Origin of the sequence: Aquamicrobium sp. NLF2-7, assembly GCF_022359935.1 — a bacterium.
Lineage (GTDB): Bacteria > Pseudomonadota > Alphaproteobacteria > Rhizobiales > Rhizobiaceae > Mesorhizobium > Mesorhizobium lusatiense.
This window is the reverse complement of sequence record NZ_JAKSED010000001.1, coordinates 1,650,371-1,666,908: the sequence shown is the minus strand read 5'-3', so window position 1 is coordinate 1,666,908 and position 16,538 is coordinate 1,650,371. Positions and strand designations below refer to the sequence as shown.

At 62.9% G+C, this 16,538-nt stretch carries 22 protein-coding genes; 13 read left to right on the top strand and 9 right to left on the bottom strand.

The window, feature by feature from the left end; translation table 11 throughout:
- Positions 1-69: 69 nt before the first annotated feature.
- Genes MIC97_RS08170 through hslV form a run of 3 tightly spaced genes read right to left on the bottom strand, consistent with a single transcriptional unit; the run spans position 70 to position 1,648 of the window.
- Positions 70-582: a GNAT family N-acetyltransferase gene (locus MIC97_RS08170; protein ID WP_239799605.1), complete on the bottom strand. Its 513-nt coding sequence runs from the start codon at positions 580-582 to the stop codon at positions 70-72.
- 9 nt (positions 583-591) lie between these two features.
- A complete protein-coding gene (locus MIC97_RS08165) occupies positions 592-1,107 on the bottom strand; it encodes a GNAT family N-acetyltransferase (protein ID WP_239799604.1) in 516 nt (171 codons plus the stop codon).
- The gene (gene hslV, locus MIC97_RS08160; RefSeq protein WP_239799603.1) at positions 1,097-1,648 is read right to left on the bottom strand and encodes an ATP-dependent protease subunit HslV; all 552 of its coding nucleotides are present in this window, start codon (positions 1,646-1,648) and stop codon (positions 1,097-1,099) included. The genes MIC97_RS08165 and hslV overlap by 11 nt, the downstream gene beginning before the upstream one ends.
- A gap of 180 nt (positions 1,649-1,828) precedes the next feature.
- Between hslV and hisB the strand changes: the two genes are divergently transcribed.
- The 7 genes from hisB to coaA are packed head-to-tail and all read left to right on the top strand — an operon-like array spanning position 1,829 to position 6,447.
- A complete protein-coding gene (gene hisB, locus MIC97_RS08155) occupies positions 1,829-2,428 on the top strand; it encodes an imidazoleglycerol-phosphate dehydratase HisB (protein ID WP_239799602.1) in 600 nt (199 codons plus the stop codon).
- A gap of 2 nt (positions 2,429-2,430) precedes the next feature.
- On the top strand, positions 2,431-2,922 hold the full coding sequence (locus tag MIC97_RS08150) for a DUF2628 domain-containing protein (protein ID WP_239799601.1): 492 nt from the start codon (positions 2,431-2,433) through the stop codon (positions 2,920-2,922).
- Between the two features lies 1 nt (position 2,923).
- Positions 2,924-3,574: an imidazole glycerol phosphate synthase subunit HisH gene (hisH, locus tag MIC97_RS08145; protein ID WP_239799600.1), complete on the top strand. Its 651-nt coding sequence runs from the start codon at positions 2,924-2,926 to the stop codon at positions 3,572-3,574.
- On the top strand, positions 3,571-4,335 hold the full coding sequence (gene hisA, locus MIC97_RS08140) for a 1-(5-phosphoribosyl)-5-[(5-phosphoribosylamino)methylideneamino]imidazole-4-carboxamide isomerase (RefSeq protein ID WP_239799599.1): 765 nt from the start codon (positions 3,571-3,573) through the stop codon (positions 4,333-4,335). The genes hisH and hisA overlap by 4 nt, the downstream gene beginning before the upstream one ends.
- Positions 4,332-5,126: an imidazole glycerol phosphate synthase subunit HisF gene (gene hisF, locus MIC97_RS08135; protein ID WP_239799598.1), complete on the top strand. Its 795-nt coding sequence runs from the start codon at positions 4,332-4,334 to the stop codon at positions 5,124-5,126. The genes hisA and hisF overlap by 4 nt, the downstream gene beginning before the upstream one ends.
- Before the next feature lie 8 nt (positions 5,127-5,134).
- Entirely contained in the window at positions 5,135-5,461 is a 327-nt protein-coding gene (locus tag MIC97_RS08130; RefSeq protein ID WP_239799597.1) for a phosphoribosyl-ATP diphosphatase, read from the top strand.
- Positions 5,462-5,487: 26 nt separating this feature from the next.
- A complete protein-coding gene (gene coaA, locus MIC97_RS08125; protein ID WP_239799596.1) occupies positions 5,488-6,447 on the top strand; it encodes a type I pantothenate kinase in 960 nt (319 codons plus the stop codon).
- 112 nt (positions 6,448-6,559) lie between these two features.
- Here the strand turns inward: coaA and MIC97_RS08120 are convergent, their stop codons facing one another.
- The 4 genes from MIC97_RS08120 to MIC97_RS08105 form a co-directional block, all read right to left on the bottom strand.
- Positions 6,560-7,171, bottom strand: coding sequence for an alpha-ketoglutarate-dependent dioxygenase AlkB (locus tag MIC97_RS08120; protein ID WP_239801070.1), 612 nt, complete (start codon positions 7,169-7,171; stop codon positions 6,560-6,562).
- 87 nt (positions 7,172-7,258) lie between these two features.
- A complete protein-coding gene (gene lysM / locus MIC97_RS08115) occupies positions 7,259-7,717 on the bottom strand; it encodes a peptidoglycan-binding protein LysM (RefSeq protein ID WP_239799595.1) in 459 nt (152 codons plus the stop codon).
- 71 nt (positions 7,718-7,788) lie between these two features.
- Complete coding sequence (arfB, locus tag MIC97_RS08110) at positions 7,789-8,226, bottom strand: alternative ribosome rescue aminoacyl-tRNA hydrolase ArfB (protein WP_035027148.1); 438 nt, start codon at positions 8,224-8,226, stop codon at positions 7,789-7,791.
- Positions 8,227-8,306: 80 nt separating this feature from the next.
- Complete coding sequence (locus MIC97_RS08105) at positions 8,307-9,917, bottom strand: phosphoenolpyruvate carboxykinase (RefSeq protein ID WP_239799594.1); 1,611 nt, start codon at positions 9,915-9,917, stop codon at positions 8,307-8,309.
- A gap of 323 nt (positions 9,918-10,240) precedes the next feature.
- Between MIC97_RS08105 and MIC97_RS08100 the strand changes: the two genes are divergently transcribed.
- The 5 genes from MIC97_RS08100 to MIC97_RS08080 all read left to right on the top strand — a co-directional run bounded on the left by MIC97_RS08100 (position 10,241) and on the right by MIC97_RS08080 (position 14,176).
- A complete protein-coding gene (locus tag MIC97_RS08100; protein ID WP_183831199.1) occupies positions 10,241-10,942 on the top strand; it encodes a response regulator transcription factor in 702 nt (233 codons plus the stop codon).
- A gap of 130 nt (positions 10,943-11,072) precedes the next feature.
- Positions 11,073-12,851: a sensor histidine kinase gene (locus MIC97_RS08095; RefSeq protein ID WP_239799593.1), complete on the top strand. Its 1,779-nt coding sequence runs from the start codon at positions 11,073-11,075 to the stop codon at positions 12,849-12,851.
- Positions 12,848-13,324: an HPr kinase/phosphatase C-terminal domain-containing protein gene (locus MIC97_RS08090; protein ID WP_239799592.1), complete on the top strand. Its 477-nt coding sequence runs from the start codon at positions 12,848-12,850 to the stop codon at positions 13,322-13,324. The genes MIC97_RS08095 and MIC97_RS08090 overlap by 4 nt, the downstream gene beginning before the upstream one ends.
- Positions 13,325-13,469: 145 nt before the next feature.
- Positions 13,470-13,871 (top strand): PTS sugar transporter subunit IIA, encoded by a 402-nt coding sequence (locus tag MIC97_RS08085; RefSeq protein ID WP_183824202.1) that lies wholly within the window; start codon positions 13,470-13,472, stop codon positions 13,869-13,871.
- Positions 13,872-13,879: 8 nt separating this feature from the next.
- The gene (locus tag MIC97_RS08080; protein ID WP_239799591.1) at positions 13,880-14,176 is read left to right on the top strand and encodes an HPr family phosphocarrier protein; all 297 of its coding nucleotides are present in this window, start codon (positions 13,880-13,882) and stop codon (positions 14,174-14,176) included.
- A 22-nt stretch (positions 14,177-14,198) separates the two neighbouring features.
- Here MIC97_RS08080 and MIC97_RS08075 read toward each other — a convergent pair whose 3' ends face one another.
- Both MIC97_RS08075 and MIC97_RS08070 read right to left on the bottom strand, forming a co-directional pair.
- On the bottom strand, positions 14,199-14,756 hold the full coding sequence (locus tag MIC97_RS08075; protein ID WP_239801069.1) for an HNH endonuclease: 558 nt from the start codon (positions 14,754-14,756) through the stop codon (positions 14,199-14,201).
- Positions 14,757-14,893: 137 nt separating this feature from the next.
- A complete protein-coding gene (locus MIC97_RS08070; RefSeq protein ID WP_239799590.1) occupies positions 14,894-15,535 on the bottom strand; it encodes a DNA-3-methyladenine glycosylase in 642 nt (213 codons plus the stop codon).
- A 93-nt stretch (positions 15,536-15,628) separates the two neighbouring features.
- Here MIC97_RS08070 and gluQRS point away from each other — a divergent pair, with 93 nt between their 5' ends.
- Positions 15,629-16,504 (top strand): tRNA glutamyl-Q(34) synthetase GluQRS, encoded by an 876-nt coding sequence (gene gluQRS / locus MIC97_RS08065; protein ID WP_239799589.1) that lies wholly within the window; start codon positions 15,629-15,631, stop codon positions 16,502-16,504.
- Positions 16,505-16,538: the final 34 nt, after the last annotated feature.

The following is a 16,538-nucleotide window of genomic DNA, read 5'->3' as shown; positions in this document are numbered from 1 at the left end:
AAGAGGAAAGTTTCGCTGGCCCCCGCGGTGCCTGTGCAAATGCAGGCTCTCAGGGGGAGGGCAAGCAGATCAGTCGCTCGCCACAGGGGGAACCCGGTAGATCACGCTGGCATATTTCGGATGTGTCTCGTGGGCGACGACCTGTCCGCCCAAAGCCTCGGCGATGCGCCGGCTGGAAAGGTTCCGTTCCGCGACGGGGTAGCGGAAAGAGGAGGGTTTCAAGGCAGCCGTGGCCCATCGGGCGACGGCTTTGACGGCTTCGCGCCCATAGCCGTGACCATGCTCGCGCTCGCTGATCCATATGCCAAGCTCGGGTTCGGCAGATTGCGCATCGTGTAGGCCGGCCAGTCCAAGAAACCGGCCGGAGTCCCGGTGACGGATGCAGAAAGTGAGGTCCGAACCATCTGCGATGGCGGGAAGCCATGCCTGCCAGATGGCGTCGAAGGCGGCGCGCGTGGGCGGCAGGTCGAAGCTCATGAACCGTGTCAGGCTGGGGGTGATGGCGACGAAAGTCTCGTCCGCATCCGTGGCGGAGAATGGCCGCAGAATGATGCGGGGCCCATCAATTGCCGCGATAGTCATTCTGCCGCCTCAGTCGTGTTCGTCGCTGTCGAGCACCATCACCATCGCTTCGCCGTCCGGGGTCATGCGCGGGCCGATTGGAAGAAAGCCTGCCTTCTCGTAGGCGCGGATGGCGCGGCTGTTGGCGGGGGCCGGATCGACAAGCAGGCGCGGCGCTCCTTCCTCGAACATCATCTGCGCAAACTGCGCGATCAGCCAGGGGCCATGGCCCTGCCCGATAAAAGAAGGCTCGCCGATGAACTGGTCGATGCCAAGCGTGCCGAAGGGCTGGTCGTCGAAAGGATTGTCGCCGTCTTCCAGATAGGGATCATAGCTCTGGATATAGCCTATGGGTTTGCCGCCAAGCTCTATGATGAAGGGCTCGACGGCAATGCTGTCGATGTGGCTGGCAATGCCTTCCAGTTCCTTGTCGCGCTCGCCCCACCAGCGGGCGACATGCGGCTCGGCCAGCCAGCGCGCCACCAGCGGCAGATCAGCCTGCGTCAGCGGCCGGAATTCGTAGTCCGGCGTATCGTCAGGCTTCATCGAGGGTTTCGACCACGAAGTTGTGGTTGGTGTAGACGCAGATGTCGGCTGCGATCTGCATGGCCTTGCGGGCGATGTCCTCGGCGCTCAGGTCGGTATCGATAAGCGCGCGTGCGGCGGCCAGTGCGTAGTTGCCGCCGGAGCCGATGGCCATGACGCCCTGTTCGGGCTCCAGCACATCGCCATTACCGGTCAGCGCGAGCGACACGCTCTTGTCGGCCACCAGCATCATGGCTTCCAGCCGGCGCAGATAGCGGTCGGTGCGCCAGTCTTTGGCCAGTTCCACGCAGGCGCGTGTCAGCTGGTCAGGATATTGTTCCAGTTTCGCCTCAAGCCGCTCCATCAGGGTGAAGGCGTCGGCGGTGGCGCCCGCGAAACCGGCGATGACGTTGCCGCCCTTGCCGATGCGGCGCACCTTGCGCGCATTGCCCTTCATGATGGTCTGGCCAAGGCTGACCTGTCCGTCGCCGGCGATGACCACCTTGCCGCCCTTGCGCACGGTGATGATGGTCGTGGCGTGCATGGTCAGTTCATTCGACATGTGATGCTCCGATATCGCGCCGCTCCTTCATCTGAAGCAAGCGGCGCATGACGAGATGTTTCGCCTGCTTATTTATGTCGCCGCCACGCGATTGCAAACGCTGCTTTGCCAACTGGCAATCGCATCTTCATGCTGCTAGAAGGCTTGCGTTTTCCAGATTTCCCCCGAGGAAGAGATTTCATGGTCGAACGTTCCGCCGAGGTCAGCCGCAAGACGAAAGAGACCGAGATCACGGTTTCGCTCAATGTCGACGGCACCGGCAAGTCCGACATCTCCACCGGCGTCGGTTTCTTCGATCACATGCTCGACCAGCTGTCGCGCCATTCGCTGATCGACATGACGGTGCGCGCCAACGGCGATCTTCATATCGACGACCACCACACGGTGGAGGATACGGGCATCGTCATCGGTCAGGCGCTGGCCAGGGCGCTGGGCGAACGGCGTGGTATCATGCGCTATGCCTCCCTCGATCTGGCCATGGACGAGACGCTGACAAGTGCTGCGCTCGATGTCTCCGGCCGGCCGTTCTTCGTCTGGAACGTGGAGTTCTCCGCACCGAAGATCGGCACTTTTGACACTGAGCTGGTGCGCGAATTCTTCCAGGCGCTGTCGCAGCACGCGGGCATCACGCTGCATGTGAACAACCGCTATGGCGCCAACAATCACCATATCGCAGAAACCTGTTTCAAGGCGGTGGCGCGGGCGCTGCGCGCGGCGACGGAAGCCGATCCGCGCCAGCCCGACGCCATTCCCTCGACCAAGGGATCGCTGAAGGGGTAGCGATGGCAAGCCATGTCGTGATGCTGCCGCCTTCCGGCAGTCCGCAAAGCAGGAGCGAGCAGGCCATTCTGGTTCGCGACCGCTTTTCGTGGCCGGCTTTCCTTGTCCCACCGCTATGGCTTCTGTGGCACCGGCTGTGGCTTGAGGCCGTCATCGCCATCGCCGTCATGGCTGGGACAACGGCCATTGGCGAGCTGGCCGGCATGGGCGCCGCTGGTTCGCTGATGGGGTTGCTGGTGTCGATCTATGTGGGTCTGGAAGGGCAGGCGATGCGGATCGCAGCGCTTCGCCGTCGCGGCTACACGCAATGGGGCGTCGTCGAAGGCGGCAATGCCGACGAAGCCTATATTCGCTATGCGCATGAGGCTGCCGCCGCGCCGGATGAACCGGAGCCCAGCCCGGCCATCGTTCCCGCAGAAACAACCGGACAGCGTCCGGTCTACCGGGCGGCGCCTGCGCCTTCGCTCGGCCTCATCCCATACGGCAGAAACTGACATGCGCGTTGCCATCATCGATTACGGGTCGGGCAATCTGCGCTCGGCGACCAAGGCCTTCGAACGGGCGGCGCGCGAGGCGGGCATTGCGGCCGACATAGAACTCACGGCGAATGCGGACCGCGTGCGCGGCGCCGACCGCATCGTGCTGCCGGGTGTCGGTGCCTACGCCGATTGCGCCGCCGGGCTGCGCGCCGTGGACGGCATGTGGGAAGCGGTGGAGGAAGTGGCCATTGATAAAGGCCGCCCCTTCCTCGGCATCTGCGTGGGCATGCAGCTCATGTCCGCGCGCGGGCTGGAAAAGACGGTCACGCAGGGCTTCGGCTGGATCGCCGGCGACGTGAAGGAGATCACGCCCTCCGATCCGTCGCTGAAAATTCCCCAGATCGGGTGGAACACGCTTGAGGTGACGCGCGATCATCCGATCTTTGCCGGCATCCCGACCGGGCCGAAAGGGCTGCATGCCTATTTCGTCCATTCCTATCATCTCGATGCGCAGAAGCCGGAACAGGTCATTGCCGTGGCCGACTATGGCGGGCCGGTGACGGCCGCCGTGGCGCGCGACAATCTCGTCGGAACCCAGTTCCACCCCGAAAAGAGCCAGGCGCTCGGCCTTGCTCTCATCGCCAATTTCCTGAGGTGGACGCCATGATCCTTTTTCCCGCCATCGACCTCAAGGACGGCCAGTGCGTGCGCCTGAAGCTCGGCGACATGGAGCAGGCCACCGTCTACAACGACGACCCTGCCGCTCAGGCGCGCGCCTTCGAGGAACAGGGTTTTGAGTGGTTGCATGTCGTGGACCTTAATGGCGCCTTCGAGGGCCAGAGCGTCAACGGTGCCGCCGTTGAGGCGATCCTGAAGGCGACGAAGAACCCGGTGCAGCTCGGCGGCGGCATCCGCACCCTGGCGCATATCGAAAGCTGGCTGGACAAGGGGCTGGCCCGCGTCATCCTCGGCACGGTGGCGGTGCGTGAGCCCGAACTGGTAAGGCAGGCCTGCAAGACGTTCCCCGGCAAGGTCGCGGTCGGCATCGATGCACGCGGCGGCAAGGTCGCGGTCGAGGGCTGGGCGGAAGCCTCGGAACTCGGCGTCATCGAGCTGGCGAAACAATTCGAGGGCGCAGGCGTGGCGGCCATCATCTACACCGACATCGACCGTGATGGCGTGCTGGCCGGCATCAACTGGAATTCGACCATCGATCTGGCCGAGGCCGTTTCCATTCCGGTGATCGCCTCGGGCGGGCTCGCCTCGATCGCCGACATCGTGCGCATGACCATGCCGGACGCCGCGAAGCTCGAAGGCGCGATTTCCGGCCGCGCGCTCTATGACGGGCGCATCGACCCGGCCGAGGCGCTGGCCGTTCTGCGCGGCGAGGCAAAGCCGCAGGCTGCCATGTTCGAGGACCGCTCATGACCCTCAAGGCGCGTGTCATTCCCTGTCTCGACGTCAAGGACGGCCGCATCGTCAAGGGCGTCAATTTCGTCGATCTGGTGGATGCAGGTGATCCGGTGGAGGCAGCACGCGCTTATGACGCGGCGGGCGCGGACGAGCTTTGCTTCCTCGACATCACCGCTTCCTCCGACAACCGCGAGACCATTTTCGATGTGGTGGCGCGCACGGCCGAGCATTGCTTCATGCCGCTGACGGTCGGCGGCGGGGTGCGGCAGGTGGCCGATATCCGCAAGCTCCTGCTGGCTGGCGCAGACAAGGTGTCGATCAATACGGCTGCGGTGAAGAATCCTGAATTCGTGGCCGAAGCCGCCGACAAGTTCGGCAACCAGTGCATTGTCGTCGCCATCGATGCCAAGAAGGTGAGCGGCGAGGGCGAGGCGGATCGCTGGGAAATCTTCACCCATGGCGGACGCGGAAACACCGGCATCGACGCAATCGAATTTGCCCGGAAAGTGGTGGATCTCGGTGCCGGCGAAATCCTGCTCACATCCATGGATCGCGACGGCACCAAGGCCGGCTACGACATCGCCCTGACGCGCGCCGTGGCCGACGCGGTGCGCGCGCCGGTGATCGCCTCCGGTGGCGTTGGCACGCTCGACCACATGGTGGCGGGCATCCGCGATGGTCATGCGACGGCGGTGCTGGCGGCATCGATCTTCCACTTCGGCACCTATTCGATAGCCGAGGCAAAGGCGCATATGGCTGCCGCCGGCATCGACGTTCGACTCGACTCCGGTCCGGTTCGGATTTAAACGGCGCCATGGCCAGTTTCACGCTCTCCGACCTGGAAGCAACGATCCGCGAGCGGGCGCGCTCCGGCGATGCTGATTCCTGGACCGCACGGCTGTTTGCCAAAGGCATGGACAAGGCGGCCCAGAAGCTGGGCGAGGAAGCGGTGGAAACGGTGATCGCAGCGGTTACGAAAGATCGCGACGGCATCGTTTCGGAAAGCGCCGATCTCATCTATCATCTGCTCGTCGTGCTGGGGATCGCAGATGTTCCCTTCGACGAGGTGCTTGCCGAACTCGAACGACGGACCGGACAATCGGGCGTCGCCGAAAAGGCATCCCGCAACCAGCCGGGTTGAACCCCGGAGCGAGGGCTGGAGTCGCGATGGATCAGCTTGCGCCGACCGCACAGTATTCTCCCTATCTGTTTTTTTCGGCGGAAGAGTGGGCCAAATTCAGGGCCGACACGCCGCTGACCCTGACGGGCGAGGAAATCAAACGCCTGCGGTCGCTGAACGATCCGGTCGATCTCGACGAGGTCCGGCGCATCTATCTGTCGATGTCGAGGCTGCTTTACGCTCATGTCGAGGCGAGCCAGCTTCTCGCCAGCCAGCGCCGCGTTTTCTTCAATGGCAAGGGGGTCTCCAAGACGCCCTTCATCATCGGCCTTGCCGGTTCGGTCGCTGTCGGAAAATCGACGACCGCGCGCGTGCTGATGGAATTGTTGTCGCGCTGGCCCTCCAGCCCGAAGGTCGATCTGGTGACGACGGACGGTTTTCTGCTGCCCAACGAGGTTCTGCGGCGCGAAAACCTGATGGAGCGCAAGGGCTTTCCCGAGAGCTATGACGTCGGCGCGTTGCTGCGCTTTCTTTCGGCGATCAAGTCCGGCGAGAAGGACGTGCAGGCGCCGCTTTATTCGCACCTGACCTACGACGTCGTGCCGGGTGCTTTCACCACCATCGACCGGCCGGACATCCTGATCTTCGAAGGGCTGAACGTGCTGCAGACGCGCCATCTGCCGCCGGATGGCAAGTTCGTGCCGTTCCTGTCCGATTTCTTCGACTTCTCCATCTATATCGATGCCGACGAGAAGCTGATCCACGACTGGTACATCGCCCGCTTCATGCGGCTGCGCGACACCGCCTTCCGCAATCCGGATTCCTTCTTCCATCGTTATTCGCAGCTTTCGGAAGGGGCGGCGCAGGCTATTGCCGAGGGGTTGTGGATGAACATCAACCTGCGGAACCTGCGCGAGAACATCCTGCCGACCCGCCCCCGCGCCGATCTCATCCTGCGCAAGGGCGCCGATCACCTGATCGAGGAAGTGGCGCTGCGCAAGCTGTAGAGCATTTTGCAGTCAGACCGAATCGTCTGACATTGCACAAATGCGGCCAAGGGAATCAAGCTGGAGGAGTGGGGATACGCTCGTCAGAGCGCCCGGTGCTCCAGCCCGCCGCTCAGGCGGTGACGCGGCGCAGCGTCAGGTTGATGCGGCCGCCATTCTTCAGCAGCGTGGAACTTTGCGGGTAGATGCGGTCGACGCCATGAAAGGCGAGGCGGCTTTGTCCACCCAGAACCAGCACATCGCCGCTCGCCAGCCTGAGCGAAGCGGTCGATCCGCCGCGCTCTGCGGTACCCACCCGGAAGCGGCAGTCATCACCCAGCGAGACGGACACCACCGGAGCGGAAAAGTCGGATTCGTCACGATCCTGATGCAGACCCATGCGGGCCTTCTCATCGTAGAAATTGACCAGGCAGGCCTGCGGCGGCTTGTCGTGGCCCGCTACGTCGCGCCAGATATCGAGCAGCATTTCAGGAATCGGCGGCCATGGCGCACCGGTCAGCGGGTGCGTGGGCTGGTAGCGATAGCCGCGCTCCTTGTCCGTGACCCAGCCGAGCTCGCCGCAATTGGTCATGCGCACGCTCATTTCCTTGCCGGTGCGTGGCATGGCCGGGACAAAGAGGGGAGCTTCCTGCACCACCTGCCTGATCTCATTGATTAGGGACGCCTGCTGCTGCGGCGACAGGTAAAGCGGAAAATGGCGCACGCCTTCGGGCAGGGTGGGCATCAGTCTTTTCATGGCCTTCAGTTATGAACCACTGAAAAGCAGAACGGCGACCCGAAAGCCGCCGCTCCTTCAGGATATTTTCCGGTCTCAGCCTTCGAGATCGGGAATGCGCAGCACCTGGCCGGGATAGATCTTGTCCGGGTGCGTCAGCATCGGCTTGTTGGCCTCGAAGATGACGGTGTATTTGGAAGCCTTGCCCTTGCCGTAATGGGCTTCGGCGATCTTGGAGAGGTTGTCGCCCTTCTTGACCGTGTAGAAGACGGCTTCCTTGACCGTGGCATCCGGTGTTGCCACCGTCAGCTCGTCGGCCTGAACCTTGGAGACACCCAGCGTGTTGCCGACCGCGATGATCGCCTTCTCGAGTGCCGACTGGTCGGCGACCTGACCCTTGAGCACGGCGGTGTCGCCATTGACCTCGATCTTGACGTCGTCAGTGCCGAGCTTGTGGGAGTCCAGCTCCTTCTTCAGCGCATCCGCATCAGGAGTCTCGTCGTCCCCGAAGCCAAGCTTGGCGCCGACATTCTTCACGAAGTCGAAAATACCCATCGGGTTCTCCTTTTATTAACCATCATTGTCTTCGCAGCTAATTGAGAAAAATGGAAGACGCGCGGGAATTTTCAATCGCTGTCGACCCTGCCGCGCATTTTTTTCACCACCGAGCGGCCTGCCTTGGCTTTCAGCCGGCGTTCCACCGATCCCTTGGTCGGCTTCGTCTTCTTGCGTGGCGGGGGCGGCGGCTCGGCTGCTCTGGCGACAAGCGCCGCCAGGCGCTGGCGGGCGTCGGCGCGGTTCTGCTCCTGAGTGCGAAAACGTGCTGCCTCGATGACGATGACGCCGTCCTTGGTGGCGCGCTGCCCGGCGAGCTTCAGGGTGCGCTCGCGCACCCGTTCGGAAAGGCCGCGGGCATTGGCAGCGTCGAAGCGAAGCTGAACGGCGGTGGCCACCTTGTTGACGTTCTGCCCGCCGGGACCGGAAGCACGGATGAACGCCTCTTCCAGCTCGTCGGGATAGATGACGGCTTCCCTGCCAATGACGATGTTGTCTTCGAATGCCATGTGAGCACTCATGCGGCCTGAGAACCAAAAAGAAAAGGCCCGATCGAAACCGGGCCTTTTGCAGTTGCGGTGTGTGCGCCTTACTCGGCGGCTTCCTGCACCTTCGGGGCCGCGCTCCTGACGGTTGCATCGACATGGGTTTCGAACTTGCCGAAATTGTCGATGAACATGCCGACCAGCTTCGCGGCCTGACGGTCGTAGCCTTGCTTGTCGGCCCAGGTCGAGCGCGGGTCGAGGATCGACTGGTCGACGCCCGGCACCGAAACAGGCACCTCGAAGCCGAAATTCGGGTCGGTGCGGAATTCGGCCTGCTTGAGCGAACCGTCGAGGGCGGCCGTCAGAAGGGCACGCGTTGCCCTGATCGGCATGCGGCTGCCGACGCCGTAGGCGCCGCCGGTCCAGCCGGTGTTGACGAGCCAGCAATCGACATTGTGCTCGGCGATCAGTTCGCGCAGCAGATTGCCGTATTCTGAAGGATGGCGGGGCATGAAGGGTGCGCCGAAGCAGGTCGAGAAGGTCGCTTCCGGTTCAGTCACACCACGCTCCGTGCCGGCCACTTTGGCGGTGTAGCCTGACAGGAAGTGATACATGGCCTGCGCCGGCGTCAGCTTCGCGATCGGCGGCATCACGCCGAAGGCATCGGCGGTCAGCATGATGATGTTCTTCGGGTGGCTGGCGCGGCCGGTGGCGCTGGCGTTGGGGATGAAGTCGAGCGGATAGGCGCAGCGCGTGTTCTCGGTGCGCGAGCCGTCGTCGAAGTCGGGAACGCGCTTCTCATCGAGCACGACATTTTCCAGCACTGTGCCGAAACGGCGCGTGGTGGCGAAGATTTCCGGCTCGGCCTCTGCCGAAAGACGGATGGTCTTGGCGTAGCAGCCGCCCTCGAAGTTGAAGATGCCGTCCGGGCCCCAGCCATGCTCGTCGTCGCCGATCAGCGTACGCTTCGGATCGGCCGAAAGCGTGGTCTTGCCGGTGCCGGAGAGGCCGAAGAACACGGCGGCGTCGCCGTCCGGGCCTTCGTTGGCCGAGCAGTGCATGGGCATGACGCCCTTGGCGGGCAGGATGTAGTTCAGCGCGGTGAACACCGATTTCTTCATCTCGCCGGCATATTTCGTGCCGCCGATCAGAACGATCTTGCGGGTCAGGTCGACGGCGATGAGCGTCTCGCTGCGGCCGCCATGCCTGCTGTTGTCAGCGCGGAAGGAGGGCAGGTCGATGATGGTCATTTCCGGAACGAAACCGGCGATCTCCTCATCGGTGAGGCGGATCAACAGGTTGCGGATGAACATGGAATGCCATGCGAATTCGGTGATCACGCGCGTCGGCAGGCTCAGCGAGCGATCGGCGCCGCCGATCAGGTCCTGCACGAACAGGTCCTTGCCCGACGCATGCTTCAGGAAATCGGCATAGAGCGCGTCGAACTGCGCCGGCGTCATGGCATTGTTGTTGTCCCACCAGACATGGGCTTCGGTGTTCCCGTCGCGAACGACAAACTTGTCCCTGGGCGAACGTCCCGTAAACTGCCCCGTGTCGGCGACAAGCGCGCCATGGGCGGTCAGCGTTGCCTCGCCGCGGCGGACAGCCTCCTCGCAGAGCTCTGCCGGGCCGAGATTGAAATACACCTGTCCCGTCGTGCTGAGACCGAGTGTATCGAGCCCGAGTGCAGGATTGCGTTTGCCGATTTCCGACATGGAAGTCCTTTCAATATACGCGGATGCGATGAGGGAAAGGCTGGCGTTTCCGGAGCCTTTTCTGCTCACAAACAGAAAAAGTCAGTAATTTCAAATCATTAATCGATTTAAAAATTTTGAAAGTTGTTTAAATCGTTTATATGTGTGTAAAAACTCGTCTGCCAGCGGGACAGAAGGCTTGGCGGTTCGTTTTTTGTCGGCTGCAAATGTGCCTGGCGGCCTTGGCGCGGTTGAATGGACGTGCCACATTTTGTACCTAATTTGTCCTGCACAAGCCCTTCTGCTTTTAGAAGGGATACTCGCCCATGAGGGAGCCGCTCGAAATGGCAACGATCGCGCTTGTCGACGACGACCGCAACATTCTGACTTCGGTTTCCATAGCGCTGGAATCCGAGGGCTACAGGGTGGAGACCTATACCGATGGTGCTTCGGCGCTGGAAGGGCTGGCCGCCCGTCCGCCGAACCTCGCTATCCTCGACATCAAGATGCCGCGCATGGACGGCATGGAGCTTCTGCGCCGGCTGCGGCAGAAGACCGATCTGCCGGTGATCTTCCTCACCTCCAAGGATGACGAGATCGACGAGCTGTTCGGCCTCAAGATGGGCGCCGACGATTTCATCCGCAAACCGTTCTCGCAGCGCCTGCTTGTCGAGCGCGTCAAGGCGGTGCTGCGCCGTGCAGGCGCGCGCGAAACCGCCGCCAAAACCCCGAACCAGCAGACCCGTTCGCTGGAGCGCGGCCAGCTGGTGATGGATCAGGAGCGCCACACCTGCACCTGGAAGGGGGTGCCGGTCACGCTGACGGTGACGGAATTCCTCATCCTCCATTCGCTGGCGCAAAGGCCCGGCGTGGTGAAGAGCCGCGACGCGCTGATGGATTCGGCCTATGATGAGCAGGTCTATGTGGATGACCGCACCATCGACAGCCACATCAAGCGCCTGCGCAAGAAGTTCAAGATGGTGGACGACGACTTCGAGATGATCGAGACGCTTTACGGCGTGGGCTATCGTTTCAAGGAAGCCTAGAGCATTTCTGCTTTTCCCGGAATCGCAGAAACGCTCTGACCTTTTGTTTTGAGGCAATTCCGAACGCAAAACCGCTGCGCATTCTTGCTGGAATTGCTATAGGCGCGGCACGCATGAGGCTGCGGGGGCCATGGTCAGCGAAGCACAGCTCAGGAAGCAGGGGGGTGTATCGAGACGCCCCGTGCGCCGTCTTTCGGTGCTGTCGCGGCTGACCGTGCCCGTGCGCCGCTTCCTCGGCCACCACGTCTTTTCCAGCCTCACGCGGCGCATCCTGTTCGTCAACCTTGCCGGCCTTGCCGTCATGGTCACCGGCATTCTCTATCTGAACACGTTCCGCGACGGCCTGATCGACGCGCGCGTGGAAAGCCTGATGACGCAGGGCGAGATCATCGCCAGCGCCATCGCCTCTTCGGCTACGATCGAAACGGATTCGATCAGCATCGACCCGGAAAAGCTGCTGGAACTGCAGGCCGGTGAAAGTCTCGCGCCGGGATCGGACCAGCTCGACAATCTCGATTTTCCGATCAACCCGGAGCGCGTCGCGCCCCTGCTGCGCCGGCTGATCTCCCCCACCAACACGCGCGCGCGGGTCTACGACCGGGACGCCATCCTGTTGCTGGATTCGCGCCGGCTCTACTCGCGCGGCCAGATCCTGCGCTACGACCTGCCGCCTCTGGAAGAGGACAAGCCGAACTTTCTTGAGCGGGCGGAGCGTTTCGTCTTCGACCTGTTCAGGAACCGGGACCTGCCCGTCTATCACGAGCAGCCGGGCGGCAATGGCGCCGCCTATCCGGAAGTGATGAAAGCGCTGACCGGCAGCCCTTCGACGATCGTACGCATTTCGGAAAAGGGCGAGCAGGTGGTTTCTGTCGCCGTGCCGATCCAGCGCTTCCGGGCGGTGCTGGGCGTTCTGATGCTGTCCACCGAGGGCGACATTGACAAGATCGTCGCCGCCGAGCGCAAGGCGATCCTGCGCGTGTTCGGCATTGCCGCGCTGGTCACGGCGCTGATGTCGCTGCTGCTGGCTTCCACCATCGCCAACCCGCTGCGCCGGCTGGCTGCCGCTGCGGTGCGCGTGCGGCGCGGGGTCAAGAGCCGCGAGGAGATCCCGGATTTCTCCGACCGGCAGGACGAGATCGGCAATCTCTCCGTCGCGGTGCGCGACATGACCAATGCGCTCTATGCCCGCATCGACGCCATCGAAAGCTTCGCGGCCGATGTCAGCCACGAACTGAAGAATCCGCTCACTTCGCTGCGCAGCGCGGTCGAGACCCTTCCGCTTGCCAAATCCGAAGCATCGCGTGAGCGGCTGCTGGAGGTGATCCAGCACGATGTGCGCCGGCTGGACCGGCTGATCACCGATATTTCCGATGCCTCGCGCCTCGATGCTGAACTGGCGCGCGAGGATGCGGACAGCGTCGACCTGAAGAAATTCATCACCGATCTGGTCGCGGTCTCGCGCGAGGCGTCGGGCCACAAGAAGCCGGTCGATATCAGGCTTCATGTCGCCGATCTGCCCGCAGGTTTCAAAGGCTACCGGGTAAGCGGCCACGAATTGCGGCTCGGGCAGGTGATCACCAATCTGATCGAGAACGCACGTTCCTTCGTGCCGGAAGAACACGGCGTTGTTTCGATCTCGCTGGCGCGTAAGGGAAATTCGAACGTCATCACCATCGATGATAACGGCCCGGGCATCCGTCCCGATGCGGTCGAGCGCATCTTCGAGCGGTTTTATACCGACCGCCCGTCGAGTGAGGCATTCGGTCAGAATTCGGGCCTCGGCCTGTCGATCAGCCGCCAGATCGTGGAGGCGCATGGCGGCACGCTGACGGCCGGTAACATTCCGGCCGACAAGCCGGGCGAAGTGCTGGGGGCACGGTTCACCATCGTGCTGCCGGGCGAGCTGTGAGCGCCGTCGTGCAGGCCGGGCCGGCGTCGAATATCCATGGCACGGCTGTTGTGGTCGCCGACAAGGGCGTCCTGATCATCGGCCCGTCAGGGTCGGGGAAAAGCACGCTCGCGCTCGCCCTGGTCGACAGGCTTGGCACCCGCGGGCGTTTCTGCCGGCTGGTGGCGGACGATCAGGTTTTTGCAAGCGGCCATGGCGGGCGGCTGGTTTGCCATGCTCCCGACACGATTTCGGGTCTGGCTGAAGTCTGCGGCATCGGGCCGCAAAGACTGGCGGCCAGCGAAGATGGCGCCGTGATTGATCTGATGGTGCGGCTGGTGCCCGATACGGAATTGCCGCGCCTTCAGGAAGAGGCGCATGAAACCGTCGCCGGATGCGTGGTACCGCGCATTGATCTGCCGGCCCGGAATGTCGTTTGTGCGCTGCAGATGCTGGCCGCCTGGCTGAAATTGCCGCCTTTCAGGGCAGAATGATGCTGCAATGCGGCAATATGGCCACCCGAGGTGCACTTTAGGGCTTGTCAACGCGCCACGTCTCGACAAGATAGCGCTCCCAAGTCGCCGGGGTGGCGAGTATAAAAAGCGCTTGTGAAGGGGCCATGACGGGAGCCATCCAACGATGATCGGACTCGTGCTCGTGACGCACGGTCGACTGGCCGAAGAGTTCCGCTATGCGCTGGAACATGTGGTCGGACCTCAGGAACAGGTTGCAACGGTCTCGATCGGTGCCGATGACGACATGGAGCAGCGCCGCCGCGACATTGTCGAGGCGGTGGCCGAGGTGGACACCGGAACCGGCGTCATAGTTCTCACCGACATGTTCGGCGGCACGCCCTCGAACCTTGCGATCTCGGTCATGGAGGCCGGCCGCGCCGAAGTGATTGCCGGCATGAACCTGCCGATGCTGATCAAGCTTTCGAGCGTGCGCAAGAATGACGACATGCAGGCAGCCCTTGAAGAGGCGCAGGCGGCAGGCCGCAAATACATCAATGTCGCAAGCCAGCTGCTGGCCAGTAAATGAGCCGGCACATGAGCATTGAAGCCGATAACATGGAAGAGCTGGCGCGCGACGTGAAGATCGTCAATCAGCGCGGCCTTCATGCGCGCGCTTCGGCCAAGTTCGTGCAGATGGTATCCGGTTTCGAGGCGGAGATTTTCGTCGAGAAGGACGGTACCCGCGTCGGCGGCACCTCGATCATGGGGCTGATGATGCTGGCTGCCAGCCCCGGCTGCTCGGTGCGCGTGATTGCCCGCGGCGCTGATGCCGGCGCGGCGCTGGATGCGCTTGAGGAACTGATTTCCAACCGCTTCGGCGAGGAATGCTGACCGCCGGGGCCAGGCAAGCGCCTCACGGTTCCAGTTCGACATCCCAGTAGAGAAAATCCATCCAGCTTTCGTGCAGATGGTTGGGCGGGAAGAGCCGGCCGTTGTTGTGCAGGTCCTGCACCGTGGGCTGGTAGGGCTTCTGCTGAGGCCACATTCTGGCCTGAGACGGCAGCATGCCCCCTTTTCGCAGATTACAGGGGGAACAGGCGGCGACTATGTTCTCCCACGTCGTCATGCCGCCACAACGACGTGGGATGACGTGGTCGAAGGTCAGATCCTCGGTCGTGTTGCAATACTGGCAGCGGAAGCGGTCGCGCAGGAACACGTTGAAGCGGGTGAAGGCCGGGTAGCGGGAGGGCTTCACATAGGTCTTCAGGCTCACCACGCTCGGCAGCTTCATGGAGAAGCTCGGCGAGGAGATCGCATGCTCATATTCGGCGACGATGTTGACGCGTTCGAGGAACACGGCCTTGATGGCGTCCTGCCATGACCACAGCGACAGGGGATAGTAGCTGAGCGGGCGATAATCCGCGTTCAGCACCAGCGCGGGAAGCCCATCCGGAGATACGGCGACCGTCACCTGTCCAACCTCCTTTGCTGCGTTGATCATGCTCTGGATGTCGCGGATATTCTACGCCTCCCATGACAGTCATGTGAAGCGGATTGTGCAGGTCGCGATGCCTGCAAAACCCCCGTTTTGTGCGGTTTTTCGAGGTTTCAGGCGGGAGGTGCGGCCTCACGCCCCTTCAGTTCGCGGTAATAGGCCCAGAAAAGGCGCGCCGCCACGCCCCGCCATGGGCGCCATGATTCGGCCAGCCGCAGAAGCGGCTTTTCACCCGGGCGCGGGTCTATGGTCAGGGCATGGCCCACTGCGGTCTGCAGCGCGACATCGCGTGCGGGAAAGATGTCGGGATGGCCGGCAGCAAACAGCAGATAGCAATCCGCCGTCCATGTGCCGATGCCGGAAATGGCGGTAAGGCGGCGGTGCGCCTCGGCGGCATCGAGCCGGCAGAGCCCGTCGAGATCGAGGCCCTCCGCCACCGCCGTCGCAGCAGCAAGAATGGAGCGTTGTTTGGGGCGCGAAAGGCCGGCGGTGCGGAAGATGGCTTCGTCGGCCTCCAGCACGGCCTGCGGCGTCAGCGGATCGAGCATGGCGGTGAGGCGGCCGAATATGGCATCCGCACTGGCCCGCGACACCTGCTGCGAGATCAGGATCGAGGCGAGGCTGTGAAAGCCGGGCTCGGAAAGGCGCAGCGGCACGTCGCCGGCGCGTTCGCGTACTATGGCGAGACGCGGATCGAGCGCGACGAGCGCATCGAGACCCTGCGTGATATGTACCATTGTTTCGATGCGCTGCATGGGAATGCTTGTGTTCAGGGTTTGCTTGTGTCGATTGCCCGGCGAGAGTAGCAATCGGCGAGAGCGCCGCACAACCCGATTTGCCGCAGCAGCATGACAGCACCGATCTTTCGCTTCGCACCCAGCCCCAACGGCGAACTGCACCTTGGCCATGCGCTTTCCGCCATGCTCAACGACGATCTGGCGAAGATGGCTGGCGGCAGGCTGCTCCTGCGCATCGAGGACATCGACACCACGCGCTGCACACCACAGTTCGAGGCAGGCATCTATGAGAATCTGCGCTGGCTCGGCATTGCCTGGGAGGAGCCAGTGCGTCGCCAGTCCGCCCATTTAGGCACGTATCGGGAGGTGCTCGCCGAACTCATCCGCGAGGAGCTGGTCTACCCGGCTTTCATGAGCCGGGGGGAAATCAGGACATTTGCGGAAGCGCGGGAAGGGGATGGCACGGGCTGGCCCCGTGACCCGGATGGCGCGCCGCTCTATCCGGGGCTCGACAAGACGCTTGGCTCGCAGGAACGGCAGCATCGCATCGATGAGGGCCACGCCTTCGCTTGGCGGCTGGATATGGCGGCGGCGCTCGCCCGGATTGGGCGGAAGCTGTCATGGCAGGAGTATCAGGATGACGGCCTCGCCGAGGTCGCAACCGTGGAAGCCGATGCCGCCGCATGGGGTGACGTCATTCTGGCGCGTCGTGAAATCCCGACCAGCTATCATCTGTCTGTGGTGACCGACGATGCGCTGCAGGGCGTAACCCATGTGGTGCGGGGTCGCGATCTTTATCATGCAACCGCCGTCCAGCGTCTTTTGCAGGAGCTTCTGGGGCTGCCTGCACCGCTTTATCGCCATCACCGGCTGATTCTGGGCGAGGACGGGCGCAAGCTGTCGAAAAGCATGAAGTCCACCGGACTTTCCGCCCTGCGGACCGCTGGCGCCACGCCGCAGGAAATCCGGCGGCTCGTCGGCCAGTAAGCCCGATGGCCTACAGGTTTTGCTTTGCCTGACA

Bases quoted from the DNA above. Each gene is read 5' to 3' on its own strand.
- MIC97_RS08170 (WP_239799605.1), bottom strand. From the start codon at position 582: ATGACTATCGCGGCAATTGATGGGCCCCGCATCATTCTGCGGCCATTC.
- MIC97_RS08165 (WP_239799604.1), bottom strand. From the start codon at position 1,107: ATGAAGCCTGACGATACGCCGGACTACGAATTCCGGCCGCTGACGCAG.
- hslV (WP_239799603.1), bottom strand. From the start codon at position 1,648: ATGTCGAATGAACTGACCATGCACGCCACGACCATCATCACCGTGCGC.
- hisB (WP_239799602.1), top strand. From the start codon at position 1,829: ATGGTCGAACGTTCCGCCGAGGTCAGCCGCAAGACGAAAGAGACCGAG.
- MIC97_RS08150 (WP_239799601.1), top strand. From the start codon at position 2,431: ATGGCAAGCCATGTCGTGATGCTGCCGCCTTCCGGCAGTCCGCAAAGC.
- hisH (WP_239799600.1), top strand. From the start codon at position 2,924: ATGCGCGTTGCCATCATCGATTACGGGTCGGGCAATCTGCGCTCGGCG.
- hisA (WP_239799599.1), top strand. From the start codon at position 3,571: ATGATCCTTTTTCCCGCCATCGACCTCAAGGACGGCCAGTGCGTGCGC.
- hisF (WP_239799598.1), top strand. From the start codon at position 4,332: ATGACCCTCAAGGCGCGTGTCATTCCCTGTCTCGACGTCAAGGACGGC.
- MIC97_RS08130 (WP_239799597.1), top strand. From the start codon at position 5,135: ATGGCCAGTTTCACGCTCTCCGACCTGGAAGCAACGATCCGCGAGCGG.
- coaA (WP_239799596.1), top strand. From the start codon at position 5,488: ATGGATCAGCTTGCGCCGACCGCACAGTATTCTCCCTATCTGTTTTTT.
- MIC97_RS08120 (WP_239801070.1), bottom strand. From the start codon at position 7,171: ATGCCCACCCTGCCCGAAGGCGTGCGCCATTTTCCGCTTTACCTGTCG.
- lysM (WP_239799595.1), bottom strand. From the start codon at position 7,717: ATGGGTATTTTCGACTTCGTGAAGAATGTCGGCGCCAAGCTTGGCTTC.
- arfB (WP_035027148.1), bottom strand. From the start codon at position 8,226: ATGGCATTCGAAGACAACATCGTCATTGGCAGGGAAGCCGTCATCTAT.
- MIC97_RS08105 (WP_239799594.1), bottom strand. From the start codon at position 9,917: ATGTCGGAAATCGGCAAACGCAATCCTGCACTCGGGCTCGATACACTC.
- MIC97_RS08100 (WP_183831199.1), top strand. From the start codon at position 10,241: ATGGCAACGATCGCGCTTGTCGACGACGACCGCAACATTCTGACTTCG.
- MIC97_RS08095 (WP_239799593.1), top strand. From the start codon at position 11,073: ATGGTCAGCGAAGCACAGCTCAGGAAGCAGGGGGGTGTATCGAGACGC.
- MIC97_RS08085 (WP_183824202.1), top strand. From the start codon at position 13,470: ATGATCGGACTCGTGCTCGTGACGCACGGTCGACTGGCCGAAGAGTTC.
- MIC97_RS08080 (WP_239799591.1), top strand. From the start codon at position 13,880: ATGAGCATTGAAGCCGATAACATGGAAGAGCTGGCGCGCGACGTGAAG.
- MIC97_RS08070 (WP_239799590.1), bottom strand. From the start codon at position 15,535: ATGCAGCGCATCGAAACAATGGTACATATCACGCAGGGTCTCGATGCG.
- gluQRS (WP_239799589.1), top strand. From the start codon at position 15,629: ATGACAGCACCGATCTTTCGCTTCGCACCCAGCCCCAACGGCGAACTG.